Here is a 22,645-nt window from a genome sequence, read left to right on the forward strand (position 1 = left end):
CTGAGCTCGTCGAAGCGTCGAAGCGTGAACCTGCGAGGACCGGGATCCGGGACTGCCCGGCGTCCCTCGCCGGGTCGAGGTCGAACCCTCGACCAGCTCGGGGACCGGCCCGGTCTTGCTCGATCCGGTCGCTGAGCGTGTCGAAGCGTCGAAGCGTGAACCTGCGAGGACCGGGATCCGGGACTGCCCGGCGTCCCTCGCCGGTTCGAGGTCGACCCCTCGACAAGCTCGGGGACCGGCCCTGCCTTGCTCGATCCGGTCGCTGAGCTTGTCGAAGCGTCGAAGCGCGAACCTGCGAGGACCGTGGACCCGGGCCTGCCCCGCGTCCCTCGTCGGGTCGAGGTCGACCCTCGACAAGCTCGGGGACCGATATCCCGGGCAGGGCCCAACCCGACCCGGTCGCTCAGGCTCCTCGTCGGGTCGAGGTCGACCCCTCGACAAGCTCGGGGACCGATATCCCGGCCATGGCCCCAACCACTCGCTGAGATTGTCGAAGCGTCCAGAACCCAAAGGAGCGAGGATCGATCGCGGTGGACGCAGGCGCCGGGGCGGTGTCATGCTGAGCGCGTGAAGCGCGCGGGTGCGTGGGGTGCCGCACTGATCTTCGTGGCGGTCGTGCTGTCGGGGTGCGCCCAGGCGGCGACGCCGGCCATCGAGCCTGTCGTCATGCAGGTCGACGACCTGCAGGGCGAGACGGTGCAGCTCGTCGTCGGGCAGGTGCTCGACATCGACACGGGCTCGCTCGCCGTCGACAGCTACAGCGGCGACGTCGCCGATCCCGAGGTCGCCGAGTTCGTGCCCGGCCACGAAGACGGCGGCGCGCTCTACAACCCGGGCGTGAAGGGCCTCGCCGAGGGCTCGACGCAGGTCGTGCTGAAGAACTCCGACGGAGGCATCCAGAACGTCACCTTCACCGTCGAGGTCAACGCGACTCAGTAGGCTCCGTCAGCGTCGCGTGGATGCGTCGGAGGTCCTCCAGGAGCGACCCGATCAGCACCCAGTGGGCAGGCGAGGGGCGAAGGATCGTGAGCTGCGACGTGAGCGCTGCCGTGTCGTCGGGAACGGATGCCTCGGCCGGCGCCGGCTCGGCTCGGGCCACCTGCAGCCGCACATCGTGGGCCGCGCGCCGCAGCTGCTCCGCGATCGCGGGAACGGCCGGCTCGGATTCGAGGCTGGCGTCGTAGCGCTCGCTGCACGCGCGGGTCATGCCGATCATCTGCGTCACGATGGGCCGGAACCGGTCGAGCAGGGCCCCGACGGCGTCGAGCTCGTCGCGGTGCCGACGGCCGCGCGGGTTGAGGGTGAGCGAATCGGCGCCCGCCGCGATGGCGGCCTCGGCAGCCTCAAGCGTGGGCCGCACGGCGCGGGCGTCGTCGAGCAGTTGCGCGAGCTCGGACGGCGTCTTGGGCGTCGCGAGCGCATCGGCGAGCCGGTCCAGCGCATCGGCCAGCGCGTCGCCGAGCTCGTCCACCGCCCGGTGGGCGGGCGCGATGGCGACGGGCGGGACGATCGCGAGGTTCACGACGATGCCGATGATCGCGCCGATGAGCGTCTCGAGCACGCGGTCGAAGGCGTACGAGGGTGAGGCCGTGCCGAGCGCGAGCACCAGGATGGCGCTGATCGCGACCTGGTTGGCCGTGCCGGGCGTCATGCGCAGCGCCCACGCGAGGAGCAGCGACACGGCCGTCGTCACGAGGATCACCCAGGTGGCATTGCCCAGCAGGAGGCTCAGCGCCGACGCGATCAGGACGCCCGCGATCACCCCGACGCTGCGCTCGATGGCGCGGGTGAGCGACTGGTTGAGACTCGGCTGCACGACCAGGAGGGCCGCGATGGCCGCGAACACGGGCGGCGTCGCCGGGAAGAGGTAGCTGCACACGAGCCAGGCGGCCCCGGTGGCGACGGCGGACTTCGCGACCTGCAGGAGCGGAGCGCGCCGCGAGGCGCGGAGGCTGGCGGTCATGCTCATGGCTCCACGCTAGGCCGCGCCCTCGCGTTCGCACTCCGCGGGAACGGTGGGTCGTGTTCGACGGGTCAAGCCCTTTGCCGGACTCTCGCCGAACACCGAGGTTGAGGGCGTATCACTCGTGGTCGAGGGAGGAGCATGACCGAGTCCGCCGAAACCGACGATCGTCGAGCCCCGCGAGTGCCCGTCGCGACCGATGAGCGCGGGCAGATCCCGACGACGCTCACACGGTGGCGCAGCGGCCTGCTGTCGACAGTCACCGAGCTGCTGCGTCCTCGCTCCCACGTCACGCCACTCGAACCGGGGTGGGCACTGCCGGTGGTGCTCATCTGGATCGCCGGTCGGGCACTCAACCTCGCGCTCCTCTACGTCGCGTTCGCGGTGTCGAAGCTGGGCGGGTGGTCGGGTCCGGACCAGCAGCAGGTGACGACGTTCCTGAACTTCCTCTCCGGCTGGGACGCCGCCCGCTACGGCGCGATCGCGGGGCAGGGCTATCCGCTCGCGCTGCCCTTCGACGCTCAAGGCAGCGTGGAGCCGAACGACTGGGCCTTCCTGCCGGTGTTCCCCTTCCTCGAGCGGGCACTCGCGAGCGCGACCGGTGCGCCGTGGCAGCTCGCGGGCGTCGTCGTCAGCACCTCCGCCTCCGCGGCGGCGTGCCTCGCGCTTTATGCACTGCTCCGGCACGTCGTCGGTCGCGACCAAGCGTGGTGGGCCGTCGTCCTGTTCTCTCTCGGCCCCTTGTCGATCGTCTTCGTGCTGGGCTACGCCGAGTCGCTGTTCCTCTTCCTCGTCTTCTCCGCGCTCCTGCTCGCCGTCCGTCGCCGATATCTCCTCATCGCTCCGCTGGGCGTGGTGGCCGCGTTCACTCGACCCGGGGCAGTCGCGCTGGCGCTCGCCCTCGGCATCCTCCTCCTCGGGAGATGGATGCTGCGCGCCGAAGACCCGCTCACGCGGTCGGAGGCGATCGGGCTCATCGTGTCGGGATCGGCTACCGCCGTGGCGGGGATCATGTGGCCGATCATCGCCGGTCTGACCACGGGTGCGCCGGACGCGTACGTGCAGACCGAGATGGCCTGGTGGGTGCCGATCCTGGGGGGCGAGGAGCCCGTTCCCCTGACACCGGGTCTCGTCATGGGGTGGAGGTGGCTGGGGCCGCTGGGCGTCGCGATCGTCCTCGGCGTGATCGTCACCGCGTTCCGATGGATGCTCTCCCGGCCCGTGCGAGCGCTGGGCCTCGAGATCGTCGGCTTCGTCATGAGCTACACGCTCTACCTGTTCGTGGTGTTCCTCCCGACGCAGGCGATCGCGCGGCTCCTGCTCCCGCTCGCCCCCCTGCTCGCGGATGACCGGCTGTCGCGGACGCGCCGGCGACGGGTCTGCGCGGTAGCCGCCTGCATCGTGCTGCAGGCGGGCGCCGTGATCCTCCTGTGGACGATCGGGAACCCGTGAGCGGAGACGGCCTTACGCGGCGCGCACCGCGAACGTATCGTGGGGCTGTGAAGCGGAGTTGGCCGTTCGTGGTCCCCGGTGTGATCCTCGTGCTCGTCGGGCTCGTCTGGTTCCTGCAGGGGATCGACGTGCTCGGCGGATCGGCGATGAGCGGCTCGTCGCTCTGGGCGACGGTGGGGCCGATCGTCCTCCTCGTCGGCGTCGCACTCATCGTGATGGGAATCGTGTTCGCGCGGCGTCGTCGCACACGCTGATCCCCGTCAGACCGAGGGGGCGGCTGCGTCGACGGCGATCTCGGTCGCGCCGAGCCAGCGCCGCGTGCGCCCGTCATCCGCCACGAGCAGCCCGGTCGTCGTGCCGGCGCGAGTGATCCAGCCGAGGTCGTCGAATCCCGCGACGACGGCGGCCGTCGCCCAGACGTCGGCGTGGGCAAGGCTGTCGGACACCACAGTCGCCGACGCGACACCCGCTGCCGCCGGACGCCCGGTGCGGGGATCGACGATGTGCGCACCGCGTTCGGCCGACCCCGAGGTCGCGACGGCACCGCGCGGCACCTCGAGGGTCGCGACGACCGTGCGCGGCCGCGACGGGTCGGCGATGCCGACGCGCCACGTCCAGTCGGCGCCCTCGGCCGTCAGCAGCTGCATGTCGCCGCCCACGGACAGGCCGGCGGCGAGGCATCCACTCCTCTCGAGAAGGGGAGCGAGGTGCGCGCGCGCCGCGCGCTCGATCGCCCAGCCCTTGACGAAGCCGGTCGGGTCGAACTCGCCGTCGCGCCACGCGGAGAAGAGTCCGCCGGTCGTGCGTTCGGCGTCGCGGCATCCCTCGGTGACCTCTTCGACAAGAGGATGGGCCGCGGCGATCGTGAGCTCGCCCCGACGGATGCGCGACACCTCGGACTGCTCGCGATACGTCGAGAAGAGGCGGTCGGCGAGGTCGAGCTCCGCGAAGCACGCGGCCACGGCCTCAGCTTCGGCGACCGGATCGCCGACGAGCCGGATCGTCGCGACGCTGCCCATGACGTCGTGGGTCCAGGTGCGCCGGTCGGGGGAGGTCATGAGTTCGCCTGGTCGATCGCGCTCTGCAGCGATTGGACGTATCCCTCGCTCGTGAAGGTCGCGCCCGACACCATGTCGATGTCGGCGGACTGCGCCGAGAGGGTCTCGGAGACGAGTCGCGGGATCGCGACCTGGTTGATCTGCTGGTCGCGGCGGTTCTCGGTCGGGTAGTCGACCGCCTGGGCGTCGGTGATGACGCCGCCCGACACCGTGATCTGCACCTGGACGGGGCCGAACCGCGTGTTCGCCGAGGAGCCGGTGTACGTGCCGTCGGCCAGACCGCTCGACGAGGTCGATCCTGACGAGCTGCCGCTGCCGGCCGAACCCGAGGAATCCGACGAGTCGGAGGAGCCGGACGAGTCGGACGAGTCTGAGCCGGACGAGTCGGAGCCGGACGAGTCGGAGGACTCGGACGAGTCGGACGAGCCGCTGCTGGAGTCGGATCCCGTCGAGTTCGAGTCGGATCCAGTCGATCCCGAGGAGGTCGACCCCGAGGTCGTGCCGCTCGTGTCGGTCGAGGAGGCGGCCACCGGTGCGACGGCCTCGAGCGACGTGCGGTAGCTGAACAGCAGCACGAGGCCGGTGACCGTCGCGAGCAGCGCGTAGACGATGCGTTTCATGATTCCCCTCAGACCGTGAACGACTCGGTGTGGATGGCGTGCGCGGGCATCCCCGCCGCGCGGAGGTCGCGGACAACGGCATCCATCCACGGCTGCGGGCCGCAGACGAAGGCGTCGTACGCGTCGATGTCGGAAGCGAGGTAGCGCACGAGGTCGCGACCACGCCATTGGGCGTGCGACGCCGGCAGCCACGAGGAGGCGCCCTGCGCGCGCGGCCCCGGCAGTTCGAAGTGGCGCAGGCCGCGCCGCTCGACGAGTTCGCGGATCGCGTCGCGGCGCATCCCGGCGGCGGGGTCGTGGTCGCGGGTGACGAGCGTCGCGTCGCCCGGCGCGAACCGCTCGCCCTCGAGGATCGAGACGAGCGGCGCGACGCCCGCCCCCGCTGCGATCATGAGCAGCTTGGAGCCGGTGCGCTCGTCGCCGGTCATCCGTCCGTAGGGTCCTTCGACGAGCACACGGGTTCCGGGCGCGAGGCGGCGCAGGCGGTCGGTGCCGTCGCCGACCACGCGGGCCGAGATGTCGAGCGCGCCGGCGCGCGGCGCGGCTGCGAGCGAGAACGGGTTGCCCCGCGTCCAGCCGGCACCGTCGAGGAAGCGCCACACGAAGAATTGTCCGGGCTTCGCGCCGAGCCGGTGGAGGTCCCGGCCCGTCACGCGCACCGCGACGCCCTGTCCGCCGTCGGGGGCGACCCCGACGACCTTGAGCCCGTGTCGCCACGACCGCAGGAGCGGCATCCCGATGCGGAAGACGACGACGCAGGCGGCAGCCACGGCCCACAGCGTCCACCAGTAGAAGGTCGCAAGCGGTGAGGAGAGGAAGTCGGCGCCCGTCCAGAGCTGGTGCGGCAGCGCGAGTCCCACTCCGAGATAGCCGTACAGGTGCAGCAGGTGCCACGACTCGTACCGCAGCTTCTTCCGTGCGCGGCGGATCGAGGTCGCGATGACGAGGATGAGCAGCAGCGTGCCGGCGGTCGCGAGGAGCATGCCGGGGTAGTCGACGATGAGCGTCCACAGCTGGACGAAGACGTTGAGCTGCGCGGTGACGGCGTAGCCGGTCGCGATCAGCGCGATGTGCGCGAGCAGGAGCCAGAACGACCAGAAGCCGACGAGCCGGTGCATGCGCGTGATGGCGTCGCGCCCGAACCCCCGCTCGAAGAGCGGCACGCGGGCCATGAGAAGCACCTGGTAGAGGAGGAGGTTCGCCGAGACGAGGCCCGTGACGCGTCCCAGAGTCGTGATCGCCTCGCCGTTCATGCCGGCGAGAGCCTCGAGCCCGCCGCCGGCGACCCACAGAGCGACGACGAACAGGCTCGTGAGCCAGATGACAGCGATCGCGGCGGCGTTCCAGGCCTGGGCGCTGAGCGGGACGCGACGCGCACGGGCAGGGGCGGCGACGCGGGTCGTCGCGGTGGCCGGAGTCGTCGCGTAGCTCGTCATGAGTCAAAGATGACGACCCGGCCTTTGCGTCGGCTATGTGCGGGCGCAGAGCGCGGCGTGGATCTGTGGTGTCCGGTGCGACCCGCCACGGCGAGGCGGACCCACGGGGGCGGTTCAGAGGAGAGCCGCGACCCCCATCGCGAGGGCGGATGCCCCCATGCCGGCGTACTGCGCCCTGTCGAGCCAGCGCCGGGATCGCACGGTCGCGGCCGTCGAAACGGCGGCATAGGCGAGGACCGCCGCGGTGACGACGACCGTCAGCAGCGAAGGCGACGCGCCGTGTACATGTCCGGTCGCCGCAGCGGCGGTGTGGCCGCCCGCCGCCATCGCCGTGAGCAGCGCAGCCATGACGACGAGGCCCGAAGTGGAGTGCAGGGTCATGGCGGCGTCGGCATGGAGCGTCGGGCGGCGACGGGCGCCGCGGAACGCGGCGAGCGCCATGGCGGCGACGAGGAGGAGGACGGCCCAGAACACCCGCGGGACGGCGGCTGTGAACGCGGCATCCGTCATCGCGACGAGCATGATGAGGGATGCCGCGAGCTCGGGCGCGCGCACCCGGCGGCGATCGGCTGCCAGGCAGCAGGTGCCGATCGCGGCGGGCGCCAGCGCCCAGGCGTGGAGGAGCTCGGTCATCGGCTCCATCGTGGTGCGCGTACGCACCGCGGTCCAGGCCCTGAGCGCTGCGGTCATGACCGTGAGTGCTCCGCTCAGCGCGCCGGTGGAGGTCGGCGCCCGGGTCTGCGGAGGCGCTTAGGCTCGAACGACCATGAAGAGCCCTGCCGATCTCCTCGCCGAGGAGCGCACCGCGGCGCTCGTGCGACTCGAGGCGCTCGACGCGGAGATCGCCGAGCTGCGCATCGACCGCGGCCGCGAGTCCGCCGACGACGAGCACGACCCCGAGGGCGCGACGCTGTCGGGCGAATGGTCGAAGCTCGCGGGGCTGCGCGACGCCGCCGCAGCCGAGCTCGTCGACATCGACGCGGCGAGCGCGCGCCTCGCCGACGGCTCCTACGGCGTGTGCATCGACTGCGGGCGGAAGATCCCCGCCGCGCGGCTCGAGGCGCGCCCCACGGCGACGCGCTGCGTCGACTGCGCCGCAAAGGCGGGCGGCTGATGTCGTTCGGACAGGCAGCGGGCAAGCGACACGGGTTTCCGGCCGTGCGGGACCGGGACGCGTGTCCGTGCGGAAGCGGCCTGCCGTTCGGCGGATGCTGCCGCCCGCTGCACGACGGAGTCCCCGCGCCGACGGCCGAGCGCCTCATGCGGTCGCGCTACACGGCGTTCGTGGTCGGCGATGAGCGCTACCTCGCCGGGACCTGGCATCCCGGAACCCGACCGGACGCTGTCGATCTCGACCCGCGCCTGCGCTGGACGGGACTCGAGATCGTCGCGACGGCCCAGGGACGGCCCGGCGACCGCCGCGGCACCGTCGAGTTCGAGGCGTCGTGGCGCGACGGCGCCGACACAGGCGCGCTGCATGAGACCAGCCGGTTCGTGTTCCAGAGCGAGCGCTGGTGGTACCTCGACGGAGACGTGCGCTAGAGAACCGGTGCGAGGATGGCGACATGGCCCCGTCGCGACCGCCGTCAGCCGTCCCCGAGGCGCGGTCCGACGACGCGCAGGCGGAGTCCGTCGTCACGGTGCTCGTCGCCCTCGCGGCCAACGCCCTCATCGCCGTCGCGAAGACGGTCGCCGCCGTCCTGACCGGCGCCGCCTCGATGGTCGCGGAAGCCGCGCACTCGTGGGCCGACACGGGCAATGAGGTCCTGCTGTGGATCGCGGGACGCCGATCGTCGAAGCTGGCCGATGACCGGCATCCGCTCGGCTACGGACGCGAGGCGTACGTCTGGTCGCTGTTCGCGGCCTTCGGTCTCTTCGCGATCGGTTCGGTGATCTCGATCACGCACGGGGTACAGGAGCTCATCACGCCGGAGCCGGCCGAGCTGTTCGTCGTGTCGTACATCGTGCTCGGCATCGCGTTCGTGCTGGAGGGGATCTCGTTCCGTCGCGCACTCAACCAGGCTCGCGATCGGGCGCGCATGGCGGAGCACGACCTGTTGGAGCACGTCATCCGCACGTCCGACCCGACACTGCGGGCCGTCTTCTTCGAGGATGCCGGAGCCCTCGTCGGCCTCGTCATCGCGTTCTTCGGCATCTTCCTGCATCAGGTGACGGGATCGGCCGTGCCCGACGCGATCGGCTCGATCCTGGTCGGCGTGCTGCTCGGCGTCATCGCGGTCGGCCTCATCGTGCAGAACCGTCGCTTCATCGTGGGAGTCGCCGTCGATCCGCGCATCCGCGCCGCCGTTCTGCGGGGACTGCTCGCGCATCCGCAGGTGACGGCCGTCACGTATCTGCACATCGAGTACGTCGGTCCGGGCCGCGTCGTGATCGTCGCGGCCGTCGATCTCGAGGGCGATGAAGCGGAGCACACCGTGGCCCGCCGTCTCAACGCCCTCGAGGACGAGCTCGAGGCCGAGCGCCGCGTCGCGCGGGCCATCCTGACGCTGTCGCGCCCCGGCGAAGCGCCGCTCCGCCCGGACGTCACGGTGTGACAACGTCTCGGTCGGGGCCTCCCGCCGATACCTAGACTGACCGCATGCCCTCGCTCGTCGGGGCCCTCGCGGCAGGGCCGGTCGTGCTCGACGGCGGCCTCGGCACGCTGCTCGAGGCCCGCGGCAACGACCTCTCGTCGTCGCTGTGGTCGGCGCAGCTGCTGCTCGACAGGCCGGCCGAGATCCGAGCCGCCCACGAGGAGTTCTTCGCCGCCGGCGCGCGCATCGCCATCACCGCCTCGTACCAGGTCGGCTATGAAGCGCTCGAGGCGGAGGGTCTCGACCCTCGCGCCGTCGACCTGCTCCTCATCCGCAGCGTGCAGCTCGCGCGCGCCGCCCGCGATGCGGCCGGACTCGACGGCCGCGCCTGGGTCGCGGCATCCGTCGGTCCGTACGGCGCGACGCTCGCCGACGGCAGCGAGTACACCGGCGACTACGGGCTCACGGTCGACGAGCTGCGCGCGTGGCACCGGCCGCGGCTCCGCGCGCTCGCGGCGGCTCGCCCCGACATCCTCGCGATCGAGACGATCCCCTCGCTCCTCGAGGTGCAGGCGATCGCGGCCGAGCTCCGGGGGCTCGGAGTGCCGGCCTGGCTGAGCGTCACGATCGCCGACGGGCGTATGCGATCGGGCGATGACCTCGCTGCGACGTTCGCGGCGGCCGCCGCAGCTGCGGAGATCGTCGCGGTCGGCGTGAACTGCTGCGACGCCGATGAGGTGGCGCCGGCGCTCGCCGTCGCACACGCCGTCACGGACAGACCGCTCGTCGCCTACCCCAACAGCGGTGAGCTGTGGGATGCCGAGCACCGCTCCTGGTCGGGCACGGGAACGCCGCTGGCGAGCCACGTGGGCGAGTGGGTCGCGGCGGGCGCGCGCCTGGTGGGGGGATGCTGCCGCGTCGGCCCGTCGCAGATCGCCGACGTCGCCGCCGCGGTCGCCGCGACCGCGGAGACCGACCCGCGGGGCCGGCACCACGCGATGCCGGCCGATCCGGTGCGGGAGGCGCGCGAAGAGGCCGGGGGGTAGGGGGCGGTCTTGTGTCCATAGCCCGTGCTCTCGCCGAAAGCCCAGGCTGCGCACCGTGCACATGGCGGGCGCTCGGTGAGAGCACGGGATAGGGAAGCCAGGGGTGGGACGATTGCCCGACGCCCCGAACGCGGCGAGGGCTGTGCGGTCGCGACGGTGAGGGAATCAGCGCGGGATCGGCGGCGTTCCAGCACTCGTGAGCCCCGCACCCGTCGACGTCGTCGTGATCGGCGCCGGCCAGGCGGGTCTGTCGGCGGCCTATCACCTGCAGCGGCGCGGGTTCGTGCCCGCCGGCCGCGCGGATGCCGACGATGACACGTTCGTCGTGCTCGACGCGAACGACCGACCCGGCGGCGCCTGGCAGCACCGCTGGGAGTCGCTGCGCATGGCGACGGTCAACGGCATCCATGAGCTCCCCGGATTCGCCGTGCCGGCGGCCGACCCCCGCGCCGCGAGTCGCGACGTGCTCCCCGCGTACTTCGCGGAGTACGAGGAGCGGTACGCGCTCGACGTGCAGCGCCCCGTCGCCGTGCGTGGCGTGCGCCGCGCCGACGACGACCCTGACGGACCGCTGCTCGTCGAGTCCGACCAGGGGGCCTGGGCCGCGCGCTACGTCGTCAACGCGACGGGCACCTGGAGCCGGCCCTTCTGGCCGCGATACCCGGGCCAGGAGCGGTTCCGCGGACGGCAGCTGCACGTCGCCGACTACGTCTCGGCGGACGAGTTCGCCGGCAAGCGCGTCGTGATCGTCGGCGCGGGGATCTCGGCGGTCCAGCTCCTCGACGAGATCTCGCACGTCGCCGACACCTTCTGGGTCACCCGCCGCGAACCCGAGTGGGTCGAGGACGACTTCGACCTCCCCGCGCGCGTCGCCGCCATCGCGGGCGTCGAGGCGCGCGTGCGGGAGGGGCTGCCTCCCGGCAGCGTCATCTCGGTCACGGGCATGCGCTGGACGCCGTGGGCGCGTGCCGCGCAGGCGCGCGGCGTGCTGGTGCGGCATCCGATGTTCGCCGCGATCGAGGAGAACGGCGTGCGCATGCCCGACGGCGCGTTCGAGCCCGTCGACGTCATCCTGTGGGCGACGGGCTTCCGCGCCGCGATCGACCATCTCGCGCCATTGCGGCTGCGCACCTCGGCGGGCGGCATCCGTGTCGCGAACGGCCGCGCGATCGACGAGCCGCGGCTGTTCCTCATCGGCTACGGCCCGTCGCAGTCGACCGTCGGCGCCAACCGCGCAGGCCGCGACGCCGTGCGCGCGATCGCCGCCGAGGAGGCCGAGCGCGCCGAGCAGTCGGCGGCCTGACCTCACTGCCTCGGATGGCGGCTGCGACGGCGCCCCTCAGGCCGTCCGAACGTCGCCCGAACGGCGGCTGCGACGGCGACCTCAGGCCGCACGCCGCCCCGATGGCGGCTGCGACGGCGACCTCAGGCCGCCCCGATGGCGGCTGCGACGGCGGCCCTCACGCCGCCCGGACGGCGGACGGGACGTCTCCCGGCGACCCGTGCCACGGCGCGCCGTGTCCCGGCAGCACCCACGACGCCTTCAGCCCCGCGATGCGGTCGAGGGATGCCGACGCCTCCGCCGGGTCGTCGGTGAACGGCGCCGGCTGCAGCCCCTCATGGCCCGTGAGCACGTGGCGCGTCGTGAGCCCGTCGCCGACGAACACGGCATCGGCGATCGGCACGTGCACGGCGATGCTGCCGGGGGAGTGGCCGGGCATGCCGACGATGACCGGCGAGCCGGGAAGATCGAGCACGTCGCCATCGTGCACCTCGACGACCTCCTTCACGTACGTCGTGCGCAGGGCGTTCTTGCGCAGCCCGTAGGCGAAGAATCCGAGCGTCGGCGTGAGCTTCATCGGCCCCATGGGGGTCTTCGGCTTCTCGCCGGTCTGCGCGCGGTGCGCGTCCGCTGCGTGCACGTAGACGGGCACGCCGTGCTCGCGCCGCAGCCGCTCGGCGAAGCCGATGTGGTCGCCGTCTCCGTGCGTCAAGATGAGCCCGCGGATGTCTGCGTGCGTCTTTCCGAGGCTCTCCAATTCGCGCTCGAGGTCGTGCCAGTGTCCGGGCAAGCCGGCGTCGACGAGTGTGATGCCCTCGTCGGTGTCGACGAGATACGACGCCACGATGTCGTTGCCGAGGCGGTGGAGGTGGGGTGCGAGCTTCATGGCGGCTCCTTCGGGTGCTTGTGATGGCTACGATACGTAGCTATGATGGCTACTGTCAATAGCCATGGAGGACGGATGCCGACACCGGAGCGCACATCGCTGGCCGAGATCGTCCGTGCGGGTCAGGAGCTGCTGGAAGACGGCGGCCCCGCCCGCCTCACGATGCAGAGCGTCGCCGAACGCGTCGGCGTGCGCGCGCCGTCGCTCTACAAGCGGGTGCGCGACCGTGACGCGCTCCTGGCGGCCGTCGTGGCGGCCACGCTCGACGACCTCACGGGCCGGCTCGCGGCATCCGATCGATCCCTCGAGGGGCTCGCCCGCGCGTACCGCGCCTTCGCGCACGACCGCCCAGAAGGGTTCCGGCTGCTCTTCGCGTCGGCGCCACCGCAGGACGCCCTCGACCGCTCGTCGGCCGCGATCCTCGGCAGTGCGCGGGAGCTCGTCGGCGACGAACACGCGCTCGAAGCCGCCCGCCTGGTCACGGCGTGGGCGACGGGGTTCGTCCAGATGGAGCTCGCCGGCGCATTCCGCCTCGGCGGCGACCTCGACGACGCGTTCGCGTTCGGGCTCGCGACGCTCCGCCGGGGGCTGGCGGCCACTCCGTGAGCTCCCGCCAGCGCTGCTGAGTCATGCGATGACATTAGGGCTCGCCGGGCCCGCACGCTCAGTCGTCGCTGGAATGAAGCCGTCGCCGCGCCGACAGGAGCGTGATCTCCGGATGCTCCAGCACGAGCCCTTCGGCACGGTCGAGCACGTGACGCACGTGGGCGGGATCTCCGGAGACCACCGCGACGGCGATGGACGTGCGGCGGTGGAGGTCCTGCAGACCTGTCTCCGCGGCCGACGCCTCAGTGCGCCGGCGCAGCTCCGCGATCAGCGGGCGCACGATGTGCCGCTTCTCCTTGAGCGAGTGCACGTCGCCCAGCAGGATGTCGAACTCGATCCAGCCGACCCACATGCGTCAATGTTCCCCCATGCCTAGCCTGGTGGTGACGACGGAAGGACGCTCGCATGGCGCGCATCATGATCTTCGGCGGACACGGCAGGGTGGCCCTCCTCCTCGAGCCGCTCCTCGCGGCGCGCGGCGACACAGTGACGGCGGTCATCCGCAATCCCGAGCACGCGGCGGAGGTCGCCGCGACCGGTGCCACTCCGCTCGTCGCCGACGTCGAGTCGTTCGATCTCGAGCAGCTGACGAACCTCGTCGCCGGGAACGACGCCGTGGTGTGGTCGGCCGGCGCGGGAGGCGGCAACCCCTCGCGCACGTACGCCGTCGATCGCGATGCGGCGATCAGGTCGATGGATGCCGCGGCCGCCGCCGGCGTGCGACGCTACGTGATGGTGTCGTGGCTGGGCTCCCGCGCGGACCACGGCGTGCCCGAAGACGACTCCTTCTTCCCCTACGCCGATGCGAAGCTCGCCGCCGATGAGCACCTGCGGGCGAGCGACCTCGACTGGACGATCCTCGGCCCCGGCACCCTCACCCTCGACCCGCCGACGGGCCGCATCGCCGTCGACCCCGACGGACGCGGAGAGGTGAGCCGCGCGGATGTCGCCGCCGTCGTCGCCGCGGTGTTCGACGACCCCGCCGCGACGATCGGGCGCACGATCCGCTTCGGCAACGGGGAGGTCGCGATCGCGGACGCGCTCCGGGAGCAGGCATCCTGAACCGCCCGTAGGCTCGGAGCATGCTTGCCACCGTCATCCACGCCGCCCGCGACATCCGGGTCGAAGAAGTCCCCGACCCCACCCTCTCAACCGGCGCCGACGCCATCGTGCGCGTCGTCGCGGCGTGCGTGTGCGGGTCCGACCTGTGGCCCTATCGCGGCGTCACGCCGACGCACCATCCGCACCGCATCGGACACGAGTTCGTCGGCGTCGTGGAGGAGGTCGGTGCCGACGTCCAGAACGTGAAGGCGGGCGACTTCGTCATCGCGCCGTTCTACGTGTGCGACGGCACATGCGCCAACTGCCGCAACGGCGTGAGCACCTCGTGCCTCACGGGCGGCTGGTGGGGGAGCGACGACCGGTTCGGCGGCTTCGCCGACGGCGGCCAGGGCGAGCGGGTGCGCGTGCCGCTCGCCGACGGCACGCTCGCCGTCGTGCCCGGACCTGTCGCCGACGACGAGATCCCCGGACTCCTCACCCTCAGCGACGTCATGGGCACGGGCCACCACGCCGCCGTCTCGGCGGGTGTCGGCCCGGGCGACTCCGTCGCGGTCGTGGGCGACGGCGCAGTCGGCCTCTGCGCGATCATCGCCGCGAAGCGCCTCGGGGCGACGACGATCATCGCGATGTCTCGGCACCCGGAGCGTCAGGCCCTCGCGCGCGAGTTCGGCGCAACGCACGTCGTCGAGGAGCGCGGCGAGGAGGGCATCGCCCGGGTCAAGGAGCTGACGGGCGGCATCGGCGCCGACCGCGTGCTCGAGTGCGTCGGCACGAAGGAGTCGATGGACCAGGCGCTGCGCTCGACGCGGCCCGGCGGCATGGTCGGCTACGTCGGCGTGCCCAACGGCGGCGCCGAGCTGCCGATCCGCCAGCTGTTCGGCACGAATGTCGGCGTCAACGGGGGAGTCGCGCCGGTGCGCGGCTACATCGAGGAGCTGCTGCCCGACGTGCGCTCGGGCGCGATCCAGCCCGGCCGCGTCTTCGACCTCGAGCTGCCGCTCAGCGAGGCAGCTGAGGCGTACGCCGCGATGGACGAGCGCCGCGCGATCAAGGTGCTCCTGCGGCCCTGACGTCCGCAGCTAGACGTAGGACGTGCTGACGGACGCGATGCAGGGCCCGACGAGGAAGATCCACCCGAGCGCGAAGACGACGAGGATCGCCGCCGAGCCGGGGCGCGCGTTCTTGGAGCGGATCATCAGGACGATCGCGATGGCCGGCACGACGAGGAACGTGATCGCGATCCCGATGGCGGGCCACGGCGACCCGTTCGCGCCGTATGCGGCGGTCAAGAACGCCGTGGACACGATGATGCTGAGGATGAAGGCTCCGATGCCGGTGAGAACTCCCGCCCAGATCGGAAACCTCCCCGCCTTGGAGGGCGTGCCGGGCGGGGGCGCCGCCGAGCCCTCCGGCGGAGGCCCCGGGCTCTGAGGAACCTGCGGCGGCTCCGGCTCTCCGTCAGGCCGGTCGGGCGAGTCGCTCACGGCTGACCATCCTCTCTGGGTGCGTGTAGGCGCCGCGGCGGGCCTGCACGACGATGCGGGCGAGCAGCAGCGGGATGGACACGAGCAGGAACAGCTGCGGGCGGGTGAGGCCCGCCCAGACGACCTCGTTGCCGCGCACGAACTCGACCGCGAAGCGGAAGACGGCGTAGGCCGCGATGTAGAGCGTCAGGGTCTCGCCCGGCGCGATCGACCGATGCCGCAGCCACAGCCACAGCACGGCGAACGCCGCGACGTGGAACGCGATCTCGTACACGAAGCTGGGGTGCAGCGGCACGCCCGAGGGCGACCCCACGCGGGCCGCGGCATCCGGATCCAGCACGATGCCCCAGTCCGCGCCCGTCGGAGTGCCGGGCTTCTCGGTGAGGAGGCACCCGATGCGCCCGATCGCGAGCCCCGCCGCGACGGCGGGGGCGAACAGGTCGCCCGTGCGCGGCCGGTAGCGCACGATGCGCTTGGCGACGTGCACGCCGAGCCATGCGCCGACGAGCGCGCTCAGCATCGACGCGTGGCCGTACGCGAGCTGCTCCATGACGTTGAGGTTCTTCGTCGGATCGATGTGCTGGGCCCACGTGCCGAGCCGCATGAAGATCGCCGCGCCCGCGGCGGCGCCGAGCACGATGTAGACCATGCGCTCGTCGGTCTGTCCGCGGCGTCGAGCCTCGACGAGGAAGATCAGTCCCGCGACCGCCATCCCGAGCCCGACGAACGCCGAGTGCGTGTCGAAGGGGATCGGGATGCCGAAGAGGTCCTGGAGGGTCGGGAACACGGCGTCACGTCCACCACTGGACCCAGAACGCGACCCAGAACGGGGTCGCGACCGCCGCCGCGACGGCGACGACGGCGAGGTAGGCGAGCACGAGCCGCGTGTCGCCGAGCTTGCACCGTGAGCGGAGCAGCCCCCGGCGCCGCGCCTTCGCGTAGCCCGCGATCGCGAGCGACGAGAAGGCGAGCAGTGCGATCGGTCCGAGCACGACGGTGAGCAGCGCGACCGTCGTGTAGACGCACAGCCGGAGCGGGTCGAACGGGGGAGCCGGGTCGCCCACCGAGGCATCCCGCTGATTCAGGTGCGCGAACTCGCTCATCCCGACACCGTCACGGCGAGTTCCCGTCGGCCGCCCGTCGCCGTCGACAGGCGCGTGCGCGAGAGCGGCGCCCACGCCTGCACGGCGCAGAACGGCGCGCACTGGTGCGCGTCGGTCGACTCGTTCACCGTCGCGACGTGCACGCAGCACTGCGTGAGCCGCTCCTCGATCATCGTGTTGATGTCCATGAAGGGCTTGACCGTGATCCGCAGCACGCGCTCGCCCATCATCTTGCGGAGCCGCTGGTGCTGTCCCGGCAGGGTCGACGTCGCGAGCGCCGTGAGCGTGCCGATCCCGAGGTCGCAGTTCTCGCAGATGTCGCGCCAGATCGTCGACATCGACGGATGTGACAGCGACGACTGCTCGCTGAGCAGGTCGAGGAGTGACCCCTTGACGACCTCGCGCAGGGCTTTGCTGATCTCGCGATCGGCGATGCGGTTGGCCAGCAGATCGGGCTGCAGGTCGAGCAGCTCCTTGAGCCGGTCGTGCCCGATCAGCGCCGTGAGCGACTTCCAGGCGCCGGCGTCGTCGCGCAGCAGGTAGCCGACCGAGCAGCAGTGCGGATGGCTGCACGGCAGCGCCGTGAGGTCGCGCCACGTCACCTCGCCGTCGGTCTGCGGCCCGAGCCGCGCCAGCACGCCGGTGTGCGTGAGCCGGTCGTCGGGGTCGATGCCCGCCGACCGCCCCGAGCCGAAGACGGGCTGGATCGTCACGCCGCCGACGTAGGGCGTCTGCATCGCGCGGCGGATGACAGCGCCGATCTCGCCGTCGTTCACGCCGAGTGCGGCCGTCATCGTGAGCGTCGTGAACACGCCGGCGGCCGACAGCCGTTCGACGGCGCGCTGCTTGAAGCGCCGGATGTCGGCGCCACGATGGAACCGGGATGCCTCGGCACTCTCGCCGTCGTACTGCAGGTAGATCTCGACCCGCTCCCGATGGCGGCGCAGCGTCTCAACGAACGCGTCGTCCTGCGCGATACGCAGCCCGTTCGAGTTGATGAGGATGCGGACGATGGGCCGCGTCACGAGATGCTCGAGCAGCTGTTCGAGCCACGGGTACAGCGTCGGCTCGCCGCCGGACAGCATCAGCACGTCGATGCGCCCGTTCTCCTTCGCGAGGCGCGCATCGACCGACGCGAGCACCTCCGCGAGCGGAGCGACCGCGGTCGCGGCAGGCCCCGACTCGGCGAAGCAGGTGGGGCAGCGCAGGTTGCAGTGGTCGGTGAGGTCTTCGAGCAGGATGCACGTGTGCTGCGTCTGCATCTGCGGGAGGCCGTCCTCATAGGCCGACGGCACGGGCTTGAAGTTGCCGGCGAGGTCGGGCACGTGCGCCTTCGTCGGCGCCGTCCACTGCTCCAGATACGACAGGATCTCGGGCGACTCGTCGTAGAGCGTGCGCACGAGGCCGTGGTCGGGGCATCCCCTCTCCAGCCAGACCCGGCCCTCGCGCACGGCGAGCCAGCCCGACAGTCTGCGCACGTCGGCGAGGGGCCGCTCGGGATCCTCCTCGTGGCAGCGCGGACAGAAAGCGTTGACGTAGCGATGGATGCGGTAGTCGCGCAGCGGCATGCCCGTGCCGGGAGCGGCGCTCATGCCGGGCCCGCCGGACCTGCGAGGAAGGGGGTCATCGGCGACTCCTCGGCCGTTCGTCGTTAGGGGGAATGCTGGAGTCGCAACGGGGTCCGTGTCAATGAGGCGCGCGGGGCGAGTCGTGCGATAGAACAGCAGAGTCGCGATCTGGGGGGATCGCTCCGTTGTCGTCCACCCGAAGGGACCCCCCACCCGTGAAGATCGTCAAGCGCGTACTGATCGCGCTCGCCATCGCCTTCGCCGCCTTCTACCTGATCACGCGCCCGCAGGATGCCGCAGACGCCGTGCAGACCGCCGTCGGGGCGGTCGCGGGCGCGGTGGTCGCCGTCGTCGACTTCTTCGTGGCGCTCGCCGGGGGATGAGCTTGTTCGATCCGCGGGTCGAGAAGCACCTCATCGCCGATCTCGGCGAAGTGGTGATCGACGAGGTGCGCAAGCACTGGGCCGCGGTCGTCGGCGCGATGCTCGAACTGTTCGGGGGCGTCGTGCTGCTTCTTCTCGTGCTGTTCGTGCCCGCACCCGCGTGGTGGGTGCCGGTGCTGCTCGGCGGCGCGGTGTGCGTGCACGCCCTGTGGCGCATCCTCGAACGGCACACCGACCGGTTCGTCATCACGAACATGCGCGTATTCCGCGTGCACGGCATCCTGTCGCAGCGCATCGCCACGATGCCGCTCGCGCGCATCCTCGACATCTCGGTGCACAAGCCGATCATCGGGCGCATCCTCGGGTACGGGCACTTCGTGTTCGAGTCCGCCGCGCAGGAACAGGGTCTGCGCGAGATCCGGTGGGTCGGCGATCCCGACGGGCGCGGCCTCACGATCCAGCGGGTCATCCAGCAGGCGGGCCTCCGCGGCTTCGCCGGCGGTCAGCCGCTCGCCGGCCGGCCCGTCGCTCCGGAACCCGCGGCCTACGTCGCCGAATCGACGCCGGCGTCGTCGTACTCGACGCTGGGGATCCCGCCACGGCCGCCGCTGCCGGCGAGCGCGACCGTCGACTGGCTCGCCGATGCGCAGCGCCGCGAGGGCGAGGAGCTGCGTCGGCGCACCCGCGGATCGTTCGATCCCGATCGCACGCCCACGGCCCCGATCGACCTGCCCCGCTGAGCCGGCCGGCTCAGGGCTGACGCGCGCGCAGCGCCGCGGCGGCTTCGCGCGGGGGACGGCCGAGCAGCTTCTCCGGGTACAGGAGATCCCAGCCGCTGTCCTTGCGCGTCGCGCGCAGCGACTCGGTCGTGTAGACCGAGGGGGCGGCCTGCGTCAGCGAGTCGTACGAACGCAGCCGGATGCCGAGCGCCGACGGCGTCGCACCGATCCGGTCGACGTCGCTCCACGGCACCGTGACGCGGCCTTCGATGCGCAGGCCGTCCCCGTCGGCCCGGATGAGCGTGCTGCGCCGGAACTGTCCTACGAGCGAGAACCCGCCGCCGACCCCGAAGACGCCGAAGGCCGCTGCACCCGCGATGATGTTGAGCGGCTCCGTCGGATTGACCAGATACACCACGACGCCCATCGCGGCGATGATGAAGCAGAGGACGGCGAGCGCGATGAGGCGCCCGCGCGGGGTGATGATCTTGAGGGGCGCGGAAGTGCTCACAATGGAGAGCCTACGTCGCCTCCACAGGCCCGGATTCATGCGGAATTTCGCCTTCTCAGGAACATCGCAGGCTCCCTGCGCGTTCTGATACCCTGGAGTGTCACTCGTGTGGCTATCTCGCCACGCCTGGGCGCACGCGCCTACGTGACATCGCACGACCACAATCCGCTCCGCTTCGGTTCGTGGCATCCGTTCGCCCTGGTGCGGTGGATGCCGGAACCCGGCCCGATCACCCAACCCAACAAGGACAACCCACTACATGACTATCGCAACGACCGCCCCGGCCACCAAGCAGGTCGCCATCAACGACATCGGATCTGCTGAGGACTTCCTGGCCGCGGTCGAGAAGACCATCAAGTCCTTCAACGACGGAGACCTCATCGAAGGCACCGTCGTGAAGGTCGACCGCGACGAGGTCCTCCTCGACGTCGGCTTCAAGACCGAGGGCGTCATCCCCTCGCGTGAGCTTTCCATCAAGCACGACGTCGACCCCAACGAGGTCGTCAAGGTCGGCGACGAGGTCGAAGCCCTCGTTCTCCAGAAGGAGGACAAGGAAGGCCGCCTCATCCTGTCGAAGAAGCGCGCGCAGTACGAGCGTGCCTGGGGCGACGTCGAGAAGATCAAGGAGAACGACGGTGTCGTCACCGGCTCCGTGATCGAGGTCGTCAAGGGTGGCCTCATCGTCGACATCGGCCTCCGCGGCTTCCTCCCGGCTTCGCTCATCGAGCTGCGCCGCGTCCGCGACCTCACGCCGTACCTCGGCCAGGAGATCGAGGCGAAGATCCTCGAGCTCGACAAGAACCGCAACAACGTCGTCCTGTCGCGCCGCGCCCTTCTCGAGCAGACGCAGTCCGAGTCGCGCACCACGTTCCTCAACAACCTGCACAAGGGCCAGGTCCGCAAGGGCACCGTCTCGTCGATCGTCAACTTCGGTGCGTTCGTCGACCTCGGCGGCGTCGACGGCCTCGTGCACGTCTCCGAGCTCTCGTGGAAGCACATCGAGCACGCGTCCGAGGTCGTCGAGGTGGGCCAGGAGGTCACCGTCGAGATCCTCGAGGTCGACCTCGACCGCGAGCGCGTCTCGCTGTCGCTCAAGGCGACGCAGGAAGACCCGTGGCAGGTGTTCGCCCGCACGCACGCGATCGGCCAGATCGCTCCGGGCAAGGTCACCAAGCTCGTTCCGTTCGGTGCGTTCGTCCGCGTCGCCGACGGCATCGAGGGTCTCGTGCACATCTCGGAGCTCTCGGGCAAGCACGTCGAGCTCGCCGAGCAGGTCGTGTCGGTCGGCGAAGAGGTCTTCGTCAAGATCATCGACATCGACCTCGAGCGTCGCCGCATCTCGCTCTCGCTCAAGCAGGCGAACGAGTCGGTCGACCCCTTCGGCACCGAGTTCGACCCGGCCCTCTACGGCATGGTCACCGAGTACGACGAGCTCGGGGAGTACAAGTACCCCGAGGGCTTCGACCCGGAGACCAACCAGTGGAAGGAAGGCTTCGACGAGCAGCGCGAGAAGTGGGAGCAGGAGTACGCCGCTGCCCAGGCTCGCTGGGAGGCCCACAAGGCCGCCGTCGCCAAGGCCGCCGAGGCCGAGGCTGCGAACCCCATCTCGGAGACGCCCTCGTCCTTCTCGTCCGACAGCGGCCCCTCGGGCACGCTCGCGGACGACGAGGCGCTCGCCGCTCTGCGCGAGAAGCTCTCGGGTCGCTGATCCACTGACCCGCATCGGGTTCGAGAGGGCCGTCACCTTCGGGTGGCGGCCCTTTCGCGGTCTGCGGTTCTCATGTCCAGCTGCCGGCGCCGGGATCGCCGCCGAGGCGTACCCTTTTCCCATGGGTACGCGGCAGGCAACCCGGTCTCCCGTGCGGCGGCTCTCGATCGCCGGTGCGGCCGTCGTGGTCGCTGTCGTGGCCGCGGCCCTCGTCGTCCCGACCGTCGCCACGGCCCGCGTGGATCTCCCCGACAAGACCCCCGCCGAACTCGTGCAGTTCGCCGCCGCGAGCCACGTCAGCCGGATGACGGGGACGATCGAGCAGTCGTCCGATCTCGGGCTGCCCGACCTCTCCAGCCTGACCGCCGGCTCGTCGGCCGGCAAGGACTCGAGCGCCGACGCGCTCGACCTCGTCACCGGCTCGCACACCGCCAAGGTCTATCTCGACGGCGACAGGGCGCGACTCCAGGTGCTCGACCGTCTCGCCGAGCGCGACGTGTACGTCGACCATGCGGCGAAGCAGGGGTGGTTCGTCGACTCCGAGACCAAGACGGCGACGCATTACACGGCGACCGGCGGCGACGCCGGCTCTCCCGTGCCGCAGCCCACGGCGACCCCTCAGCAGATGCTCGACGACGCGCTCGCCAAGCTCGGCGAGTCGACCGACATCTCGGTCGGCACCGACGGCCGCGTCGCGGGCCGTGACGCGTACGAGCTCGTCCTGGTCCCGAAGGACGCCGAGAGCCTCGTCGGCGAGGTGCGCTTCGCCATCGACGGCGCGACGGGCGCCGCGCTCGACGCATCCGTCACCGCCCGCGGTGCCGATCAGCCCGCTTTCGAGGTCGTGTTCACCCAGGTCGCGTTCTCGGCACCCGACGCTGCGACACTCGCCTACACGCCCGCCCCGGGGTTCACCGTCGAAGAGAAGACGCTGCCGTCGCACTCGGAGCACGGGGCAACGCCCGAGGCGGGTGCGGATGCCGCACAGCGGCCCGTCGTGCACGGCGAGGGCTGGACCGCCGTCGTCGAGCTTCCGCAATCCGATGCGAAGGCGGGCGCCGCGGGTGAGGACGCCGCGATGATCGAGAAGCTCACCCGGCCGGTCGCCGGCGGGCGAGTCCTCGAGACGGCGCTCGTGACGGTGTTCTTCGCCGACGACGGGCGCGTGTTCGCGGGTGCCGTCGGCGCCGACCGTCTCGCACAGGTCGCGGCCGGCGGCTGAAC

Annotated in this window: 27 protein-coding genes; 15 read left to right on the top strand and 12 right to left on the bottom strand. The window is 71.4% G+C overall.

Annotated features, from left to right (window positions below; translation table 11 throughout):
* Window positions 1-567: 567 nt before the first annotated feature.
* Window positions 568-939 carry a type II and III secretion system protein family protein gene (locus ACH3VR_RS18640; protein WP_397557821.1) on the top strand — a complete coding sequence of 124 codons (372 nt, stop codon included), beginning with the start codon at window positions 568-570 and terminating at the stop codon, window positions 937-939.
* Here ACH3VR_RS18640 and ACH3VR_RS18645 read toward each other — a convergent pair.
* The gene (locus ACH3VR_RS18645) at window positions 923-1,969 is read right to left on the bottom strand and encodes an FUSC family protein (RefSeq protein ID WP_397557822.1); all 1,047 of its coding nucleotides are present in this window, start codon (window positions 1,967-1,969) and stop codon (window positions 923-925) included. The two genes, ACH3VR_RS18640 and ACH3VR_RS18645, sit on opposite strands and share 17 nt — an antisense overlap.
* Before the next feature lie 135 nt (window positions 1,970-2,104).
* On the opposite strand from ACH3VR_RS18645, the gene ACH3VR_RS18650 reads away from it, so the two are divergent.
* On the top strand, window positions 2,105-3,415 hold the full coding sequence (locus ACH3VR_RS18650) for a hypothetical protein (RefSeq protein WP_397557823.1): 1,311 nt from the start codon (window positions 2,105-2,107) through the stop codon (window positions 3,413-3,415).
* Between the two features lie 47 nt (window positions 3,416-3,462).
* Window positions 3,463-3,669 (top strand): hypothetical protein, encoded by a 207-nt coding sequence (locus ACH3VR_RS18655; RefSeq protein ID WP_397557824.1) that lies wholly within the window; start codon window positions 3,463-3,465, stop codon window positions 3,667-3,669.
* 6 nt (window positions 3,670-3,675) lie between these two features.
* On the opposite strand, the gene ACH3VR_RS18660 is transcribed toward ACH3VR_RS18655, so the two are convergent.
* From ACH3VR_RS18660 to ACH3VR_RS18675, 4 genes are all read right to left on the bottom strand, one after another.
* A complete protein-coding gene (locus ACH3VR_RS18660) occupies window positions 3,676-4,473 on the bottom strand; it encodes an FAD:protein FMN transferase (protein WP_397557825.1) in 798 nt (265 codons plus the stop codon).
* Window positions 4,470-5,093: an FMN-binding protein gene (locus tag ACH3VR_RS18665; RefSeq protein ID WP_397557826.1), complete on the bottom strand. Its 624-nt coding sequence runs from the start codon at window positions 5,091-5,093 to the stop codon at window positions 4,470-4,472. Before ACH3VR_RS18665 ends, ACH3VR_RS18660 begins: the two co-directional genes overlap by 4 nt.
* Before the next feature lie 8 nt (window positions 5,094-5,101).
* Entirely contained in the window at window positions 5,102-6,529 is a 1,428-nt protein-coding gene (locus tag ACH3VR_RS18670; protein ID WP_397557827.1) for a ferredoxin reductase family protein, read from the bottom strand.
* A 114-nt stretch (window positions 6,530-6,643) separates the two neighbouring features.
* Window positions 6,644-7,162: a hypothetical protein gene (locus ACH3VR_RS18675; protein ID WP_397557828.1), complete on the bottom strand. Its 519-nt coding sequence runs from the start codon at window positions 7,160-7,162 to the stop codon at window positions 6,644-6,646.
* Window positions 7,163-7,295: 133 nt separating this feature from the next.
* Between ACH3VR_RS18675 and ACH3VR_RS18680 the strand changes: the two genes are divergently transcribed.
* From ACH3VR_RS18680 to ACH3VR_RS18700, 5 genes are all read left to right on the top strand, one after another.
* Complete coding sequence (locus ACH3VR_RS18680; RefSeq protein ID WP_397557829.1) at window positions 7,296-7,643, top strand: TraR/DksA family transcriptional regulator; 348 nt, start codon at window positions 7,296-7,298, stop codon at window positions 7,641-7,643.
* Complete coding sequence (locus tag ACH3VR_RS18685) at window positions 7,643-8,071, top strand: YchJ family protein (protein WP_397557830.1); 429 nt, start codon at window positions 7,643-7,645, stop codon at window positions 8,069-8,071. The genes ACH3VR_RS18680 and ACH3VR_RS18685 overlap by 1 nt, the downstream gene beginning before the upstream one ends.
* A 23-nt stretch (window positions 8,072-8,094) precedes the next feature.
* Window positions 8,095-9,084, top strand: a complete 990-nt coding sequence (locus tag ACH3VR_RS18690) for a cation diffusion facilitator family transporter (RefSeq protein WP_397557831.1) — start codon at window positions 8,095-8,097, stop codon at window positions 9,082-9,084.
* Window positions 9,085-9,128: 44 nt separating this feature from the next.
* The gene (gene mmuM, locus ACH3VR_RS18695) at window positions 9,129-10,109 is read left to right on the top strand and encodes a homocysteine S-methyltransferase (RefSeq protein WP_397557832.1); all 981 of its coding nucleotides are present in this window, start codon (window positions 9,129-9,131) and stop codon (window positions 10,107-10,109) included.
* 196 nt (window positions 10,110-10,305) lie between these two features.
* Entirely contained in the window at window positions 10,306-11,412 is a 1,107-nt protein-coding gene (locus ACH3VR_RS18700) for an NAD(P)-binding domain-containing protein (protein ID WP_397557833.1), read from the top strand.
* A gap of 157 nt (window positions 11,413-11,569) precedes the next feature.
* Here the strand turns inward: ACH3VR_RS18700 and ACH3VR_RS18705 are convergent, their stop codons facing one another.
* A complete protein-coding gene (locus tag ACH3VR_RS18705) occupies window positions 11,570-12,277 on the bottom strand; it encodes an MBL fold metallo-hydrolase (protein WP_397557834.1) in 708 nt (235 codons plus the stop codon).
* A gap of 75 nt (window positions 12,278-12,352) precedes the next feature.
* Between ACH3VR_RS18705 and ACH3VR_RS18710 the strand changes: the two genes are divergently transcribed.
* On the top strand, window positions 12,353-12,883 hold the full coding sequence (locus ACH3VR_RS18710; RefSeq protein WP_397557835.1) for a TetR/AcrR family transcriptional regulator: 531 nt from the start codon (window positions 12,353-12,355) through the stop codon (window positions 12,881-12,883).
* A gap of 58 nt (window positions 12,884-12,941) precedes the next feature.
* On the opposite strand, the gene ACH3VR_RS18715 is transcribed toward ACH3VR_RS18710, so the two are convergent.
* Window positions 12,942-13,235: a DUF503 domain-containing protein gene (locus ACH3VR_RS18715; protein ID WP_397557836.1), complete on the bottom strand. Its 294-nt coding sequence runs from the start codon at window positions 13,233-13,235 to the stop codon at window positions 12,942-12,944.
* A 53-nt stretch (window positions 13,236-13,288) separates the two neighbouring features.
* Between ACH3VR_RS18715 and ACH3VR_RS18720 the strand changes: the two genes are divergently transcribed.
* A complete protein-coding gene (locus ACH3VR_RS18720; RefSeq protein WP_397557837.1) occupies window positions 13,289-13,945 on the top strand; it encodes an SDR family oxidoreductase in 657 nt (218 codons plus the stop codon).
* 20 nt (window positions 13,946-13,965) lie between these two features.
* A complete protein-coding gene (locus tag ACH3VR_RS18725) occupies window positions 13,966-15,015 on the top strand; it encodes a zinc-dependent alcohol dehydrogenase family protein (RefSeq protein WP_397557838.1) in 1,050 nt (349 codons plus the stop codon).
* 9 nt (window positions 15,016-15,024) lie between these two features.
* Here the strand turns inward: ACH3VR_RS18725 and ACH3VR_RS18730 are convergent, their stop codons facing one another.
* From ACH3VR_RS18730 to ACH3VR_RS18745, 4 genes are read right to left on the bottom strand one after another with little or no spacing between them, the layout of a single operon-like run.
* A complete protein-coding gene (locus ACH3VR_RS18730; RefSeq protein ID WP_397557839.1) occupies window positions 15,025-15,429 on the bottom strand; it encodes a hypothetical protein in 405 nt (134 codons plus the stop codon).
* Window positions 15,404-16,216 carry a prolipoprotein diacylglyceryl transferase gene (locus tag ACH3VR_RS18735; RefSeq protein WP_397557840.1) on the bottom strand — a complete coding sequence of 271 codons (813 nt, stop codon included), beginning with the start codon at window positions 16,214-16,216 and terminating at the stop codon, window positions 15,404-15,406. Before ACH3VR_RS18735 ends, ACH3VR_RS18730 begins: the two co-directional genes overlap by 26 nt.
* Before the next feature lie 4 nt (window positions 16,217-16,220).
* Window positions 16,221-16,532, bottom strand: coding sequence for a hypothetical protein (locus ACH3VR_RS18740; RefSeq protein WP_397557841.1), 312 nt, complete (start codon window positions 16,530-16,532; stop codon window positions 16,221-16,223).
* Window positions 16,529-18,124 (bottom strand): radical SAM protein, encoded by a 1,596-nt coding sequence (locus ACH3VR_RS18745; RefSeq protein ID WP_397557842.1) that lies wholly within the window; start codon window positions 18,122-18,124, stop codon window positions 16,529-16,531. The genes ACH3VR_RS18740 and ACH3VR_RS18745 overlap by 4 nt, the downstream gene beginning before the upstream one ends.
* 191 nt (window positions 18,125-18,315) lie before the next feature.
* Here ACH3VR_RS18745 and ACH3VR_RS18750 point away from each other — a divergent pair, with 191 nt between their 5' ends.
* Together ACH3VR_RS18750 and ACH3VR_RS18755 are read left to right on the top strand one after the other, a co-directional pair.
* Entirely contained in the window at window positions 18,316-18,483 is a 168-nt protein-coding gene (locus ACH3VR_RS18750) for a hypothetical protein (RefSeq protein ID WP_397557843.1), read from the top strand.
* Window positions 18,480-19,223: a PH domain-containing protein gene (locus tag ACH3VR_RS18755; protein ID WP_397557844.1), complete on the top strand. Its 744-nt coding sequence runs from the start codon at window positions 18,480-18,482 to the stop codon at window positions 19,221-19,223. Before ACH3VR_RS18750 ends, ACH3VR_RS18755 begins: the two co-directional genes overlap by 4 nt.
* A 10-nt stretch (window positions 19,224-19,233) precedes the next feature.
* Here ACH3VR_RS18755 and ACH3VR_RS18760 read toward each other — a convergent pair whose 3' ends face one another.
* Window positions 19,234-19,713: a hypothetical protein gene (locus tag ACH3VR_RS18760; protein WP_397557845.1), complete on the bottom strand. Its 480-nt coding sequence runs from the start codon at window positions 19,711-19,713 to the stop codon at window positions 19,234-19,236.
* Window positions 19,714-19,972: 259 nt separating this feature from the next.
* On the opposite strand from ACH3VR_RS18760, the gene rpsA reads away from it, so the two are divergent.
* Both rpsA and ACH3VR_RS18770 read left to right on the top strand, forming a co-directional pair.
* Window positions 19,973-21,421 (top strand): 30S ribosomal protein S1, encoded by a 1,449-nt coding sequence (gene rpsA, locus ACH3VR_RS18765; RefSeq protein WP_397557846.1) that lies wholly within the window; start codon window positions 19,973-19,975, stop codon window positions 21,419-21,421.
* 121 nt (window positions 21,422-21,542) lie between these two features.
* Window positions 21,543-22,643 carry a LolA family protein gene (locus tag ACH3VR_RS18770; protein ID WP_397557847.1) on the top strand — a complete coding sequence of 367 codons (1,101 nt, stop codon included), beginning with the start codon at window positions 21,543-21,545 and terminating at the stop codon, window positions 22,641-22,643.
* Window positions 22,644-22,645: the final 2 nt, after the last annotated feature.

This window comes from Microbacterium alkaliflavum (assembly GCF_044325405.1).
Taxonomy (GTDB): domain Bacteria; phylum Actinomycetota; class Actinomycetes; order Actinomycetales; family Microbacteriaceae; genus Microbacterium; species Microbacterium alkaliflavum.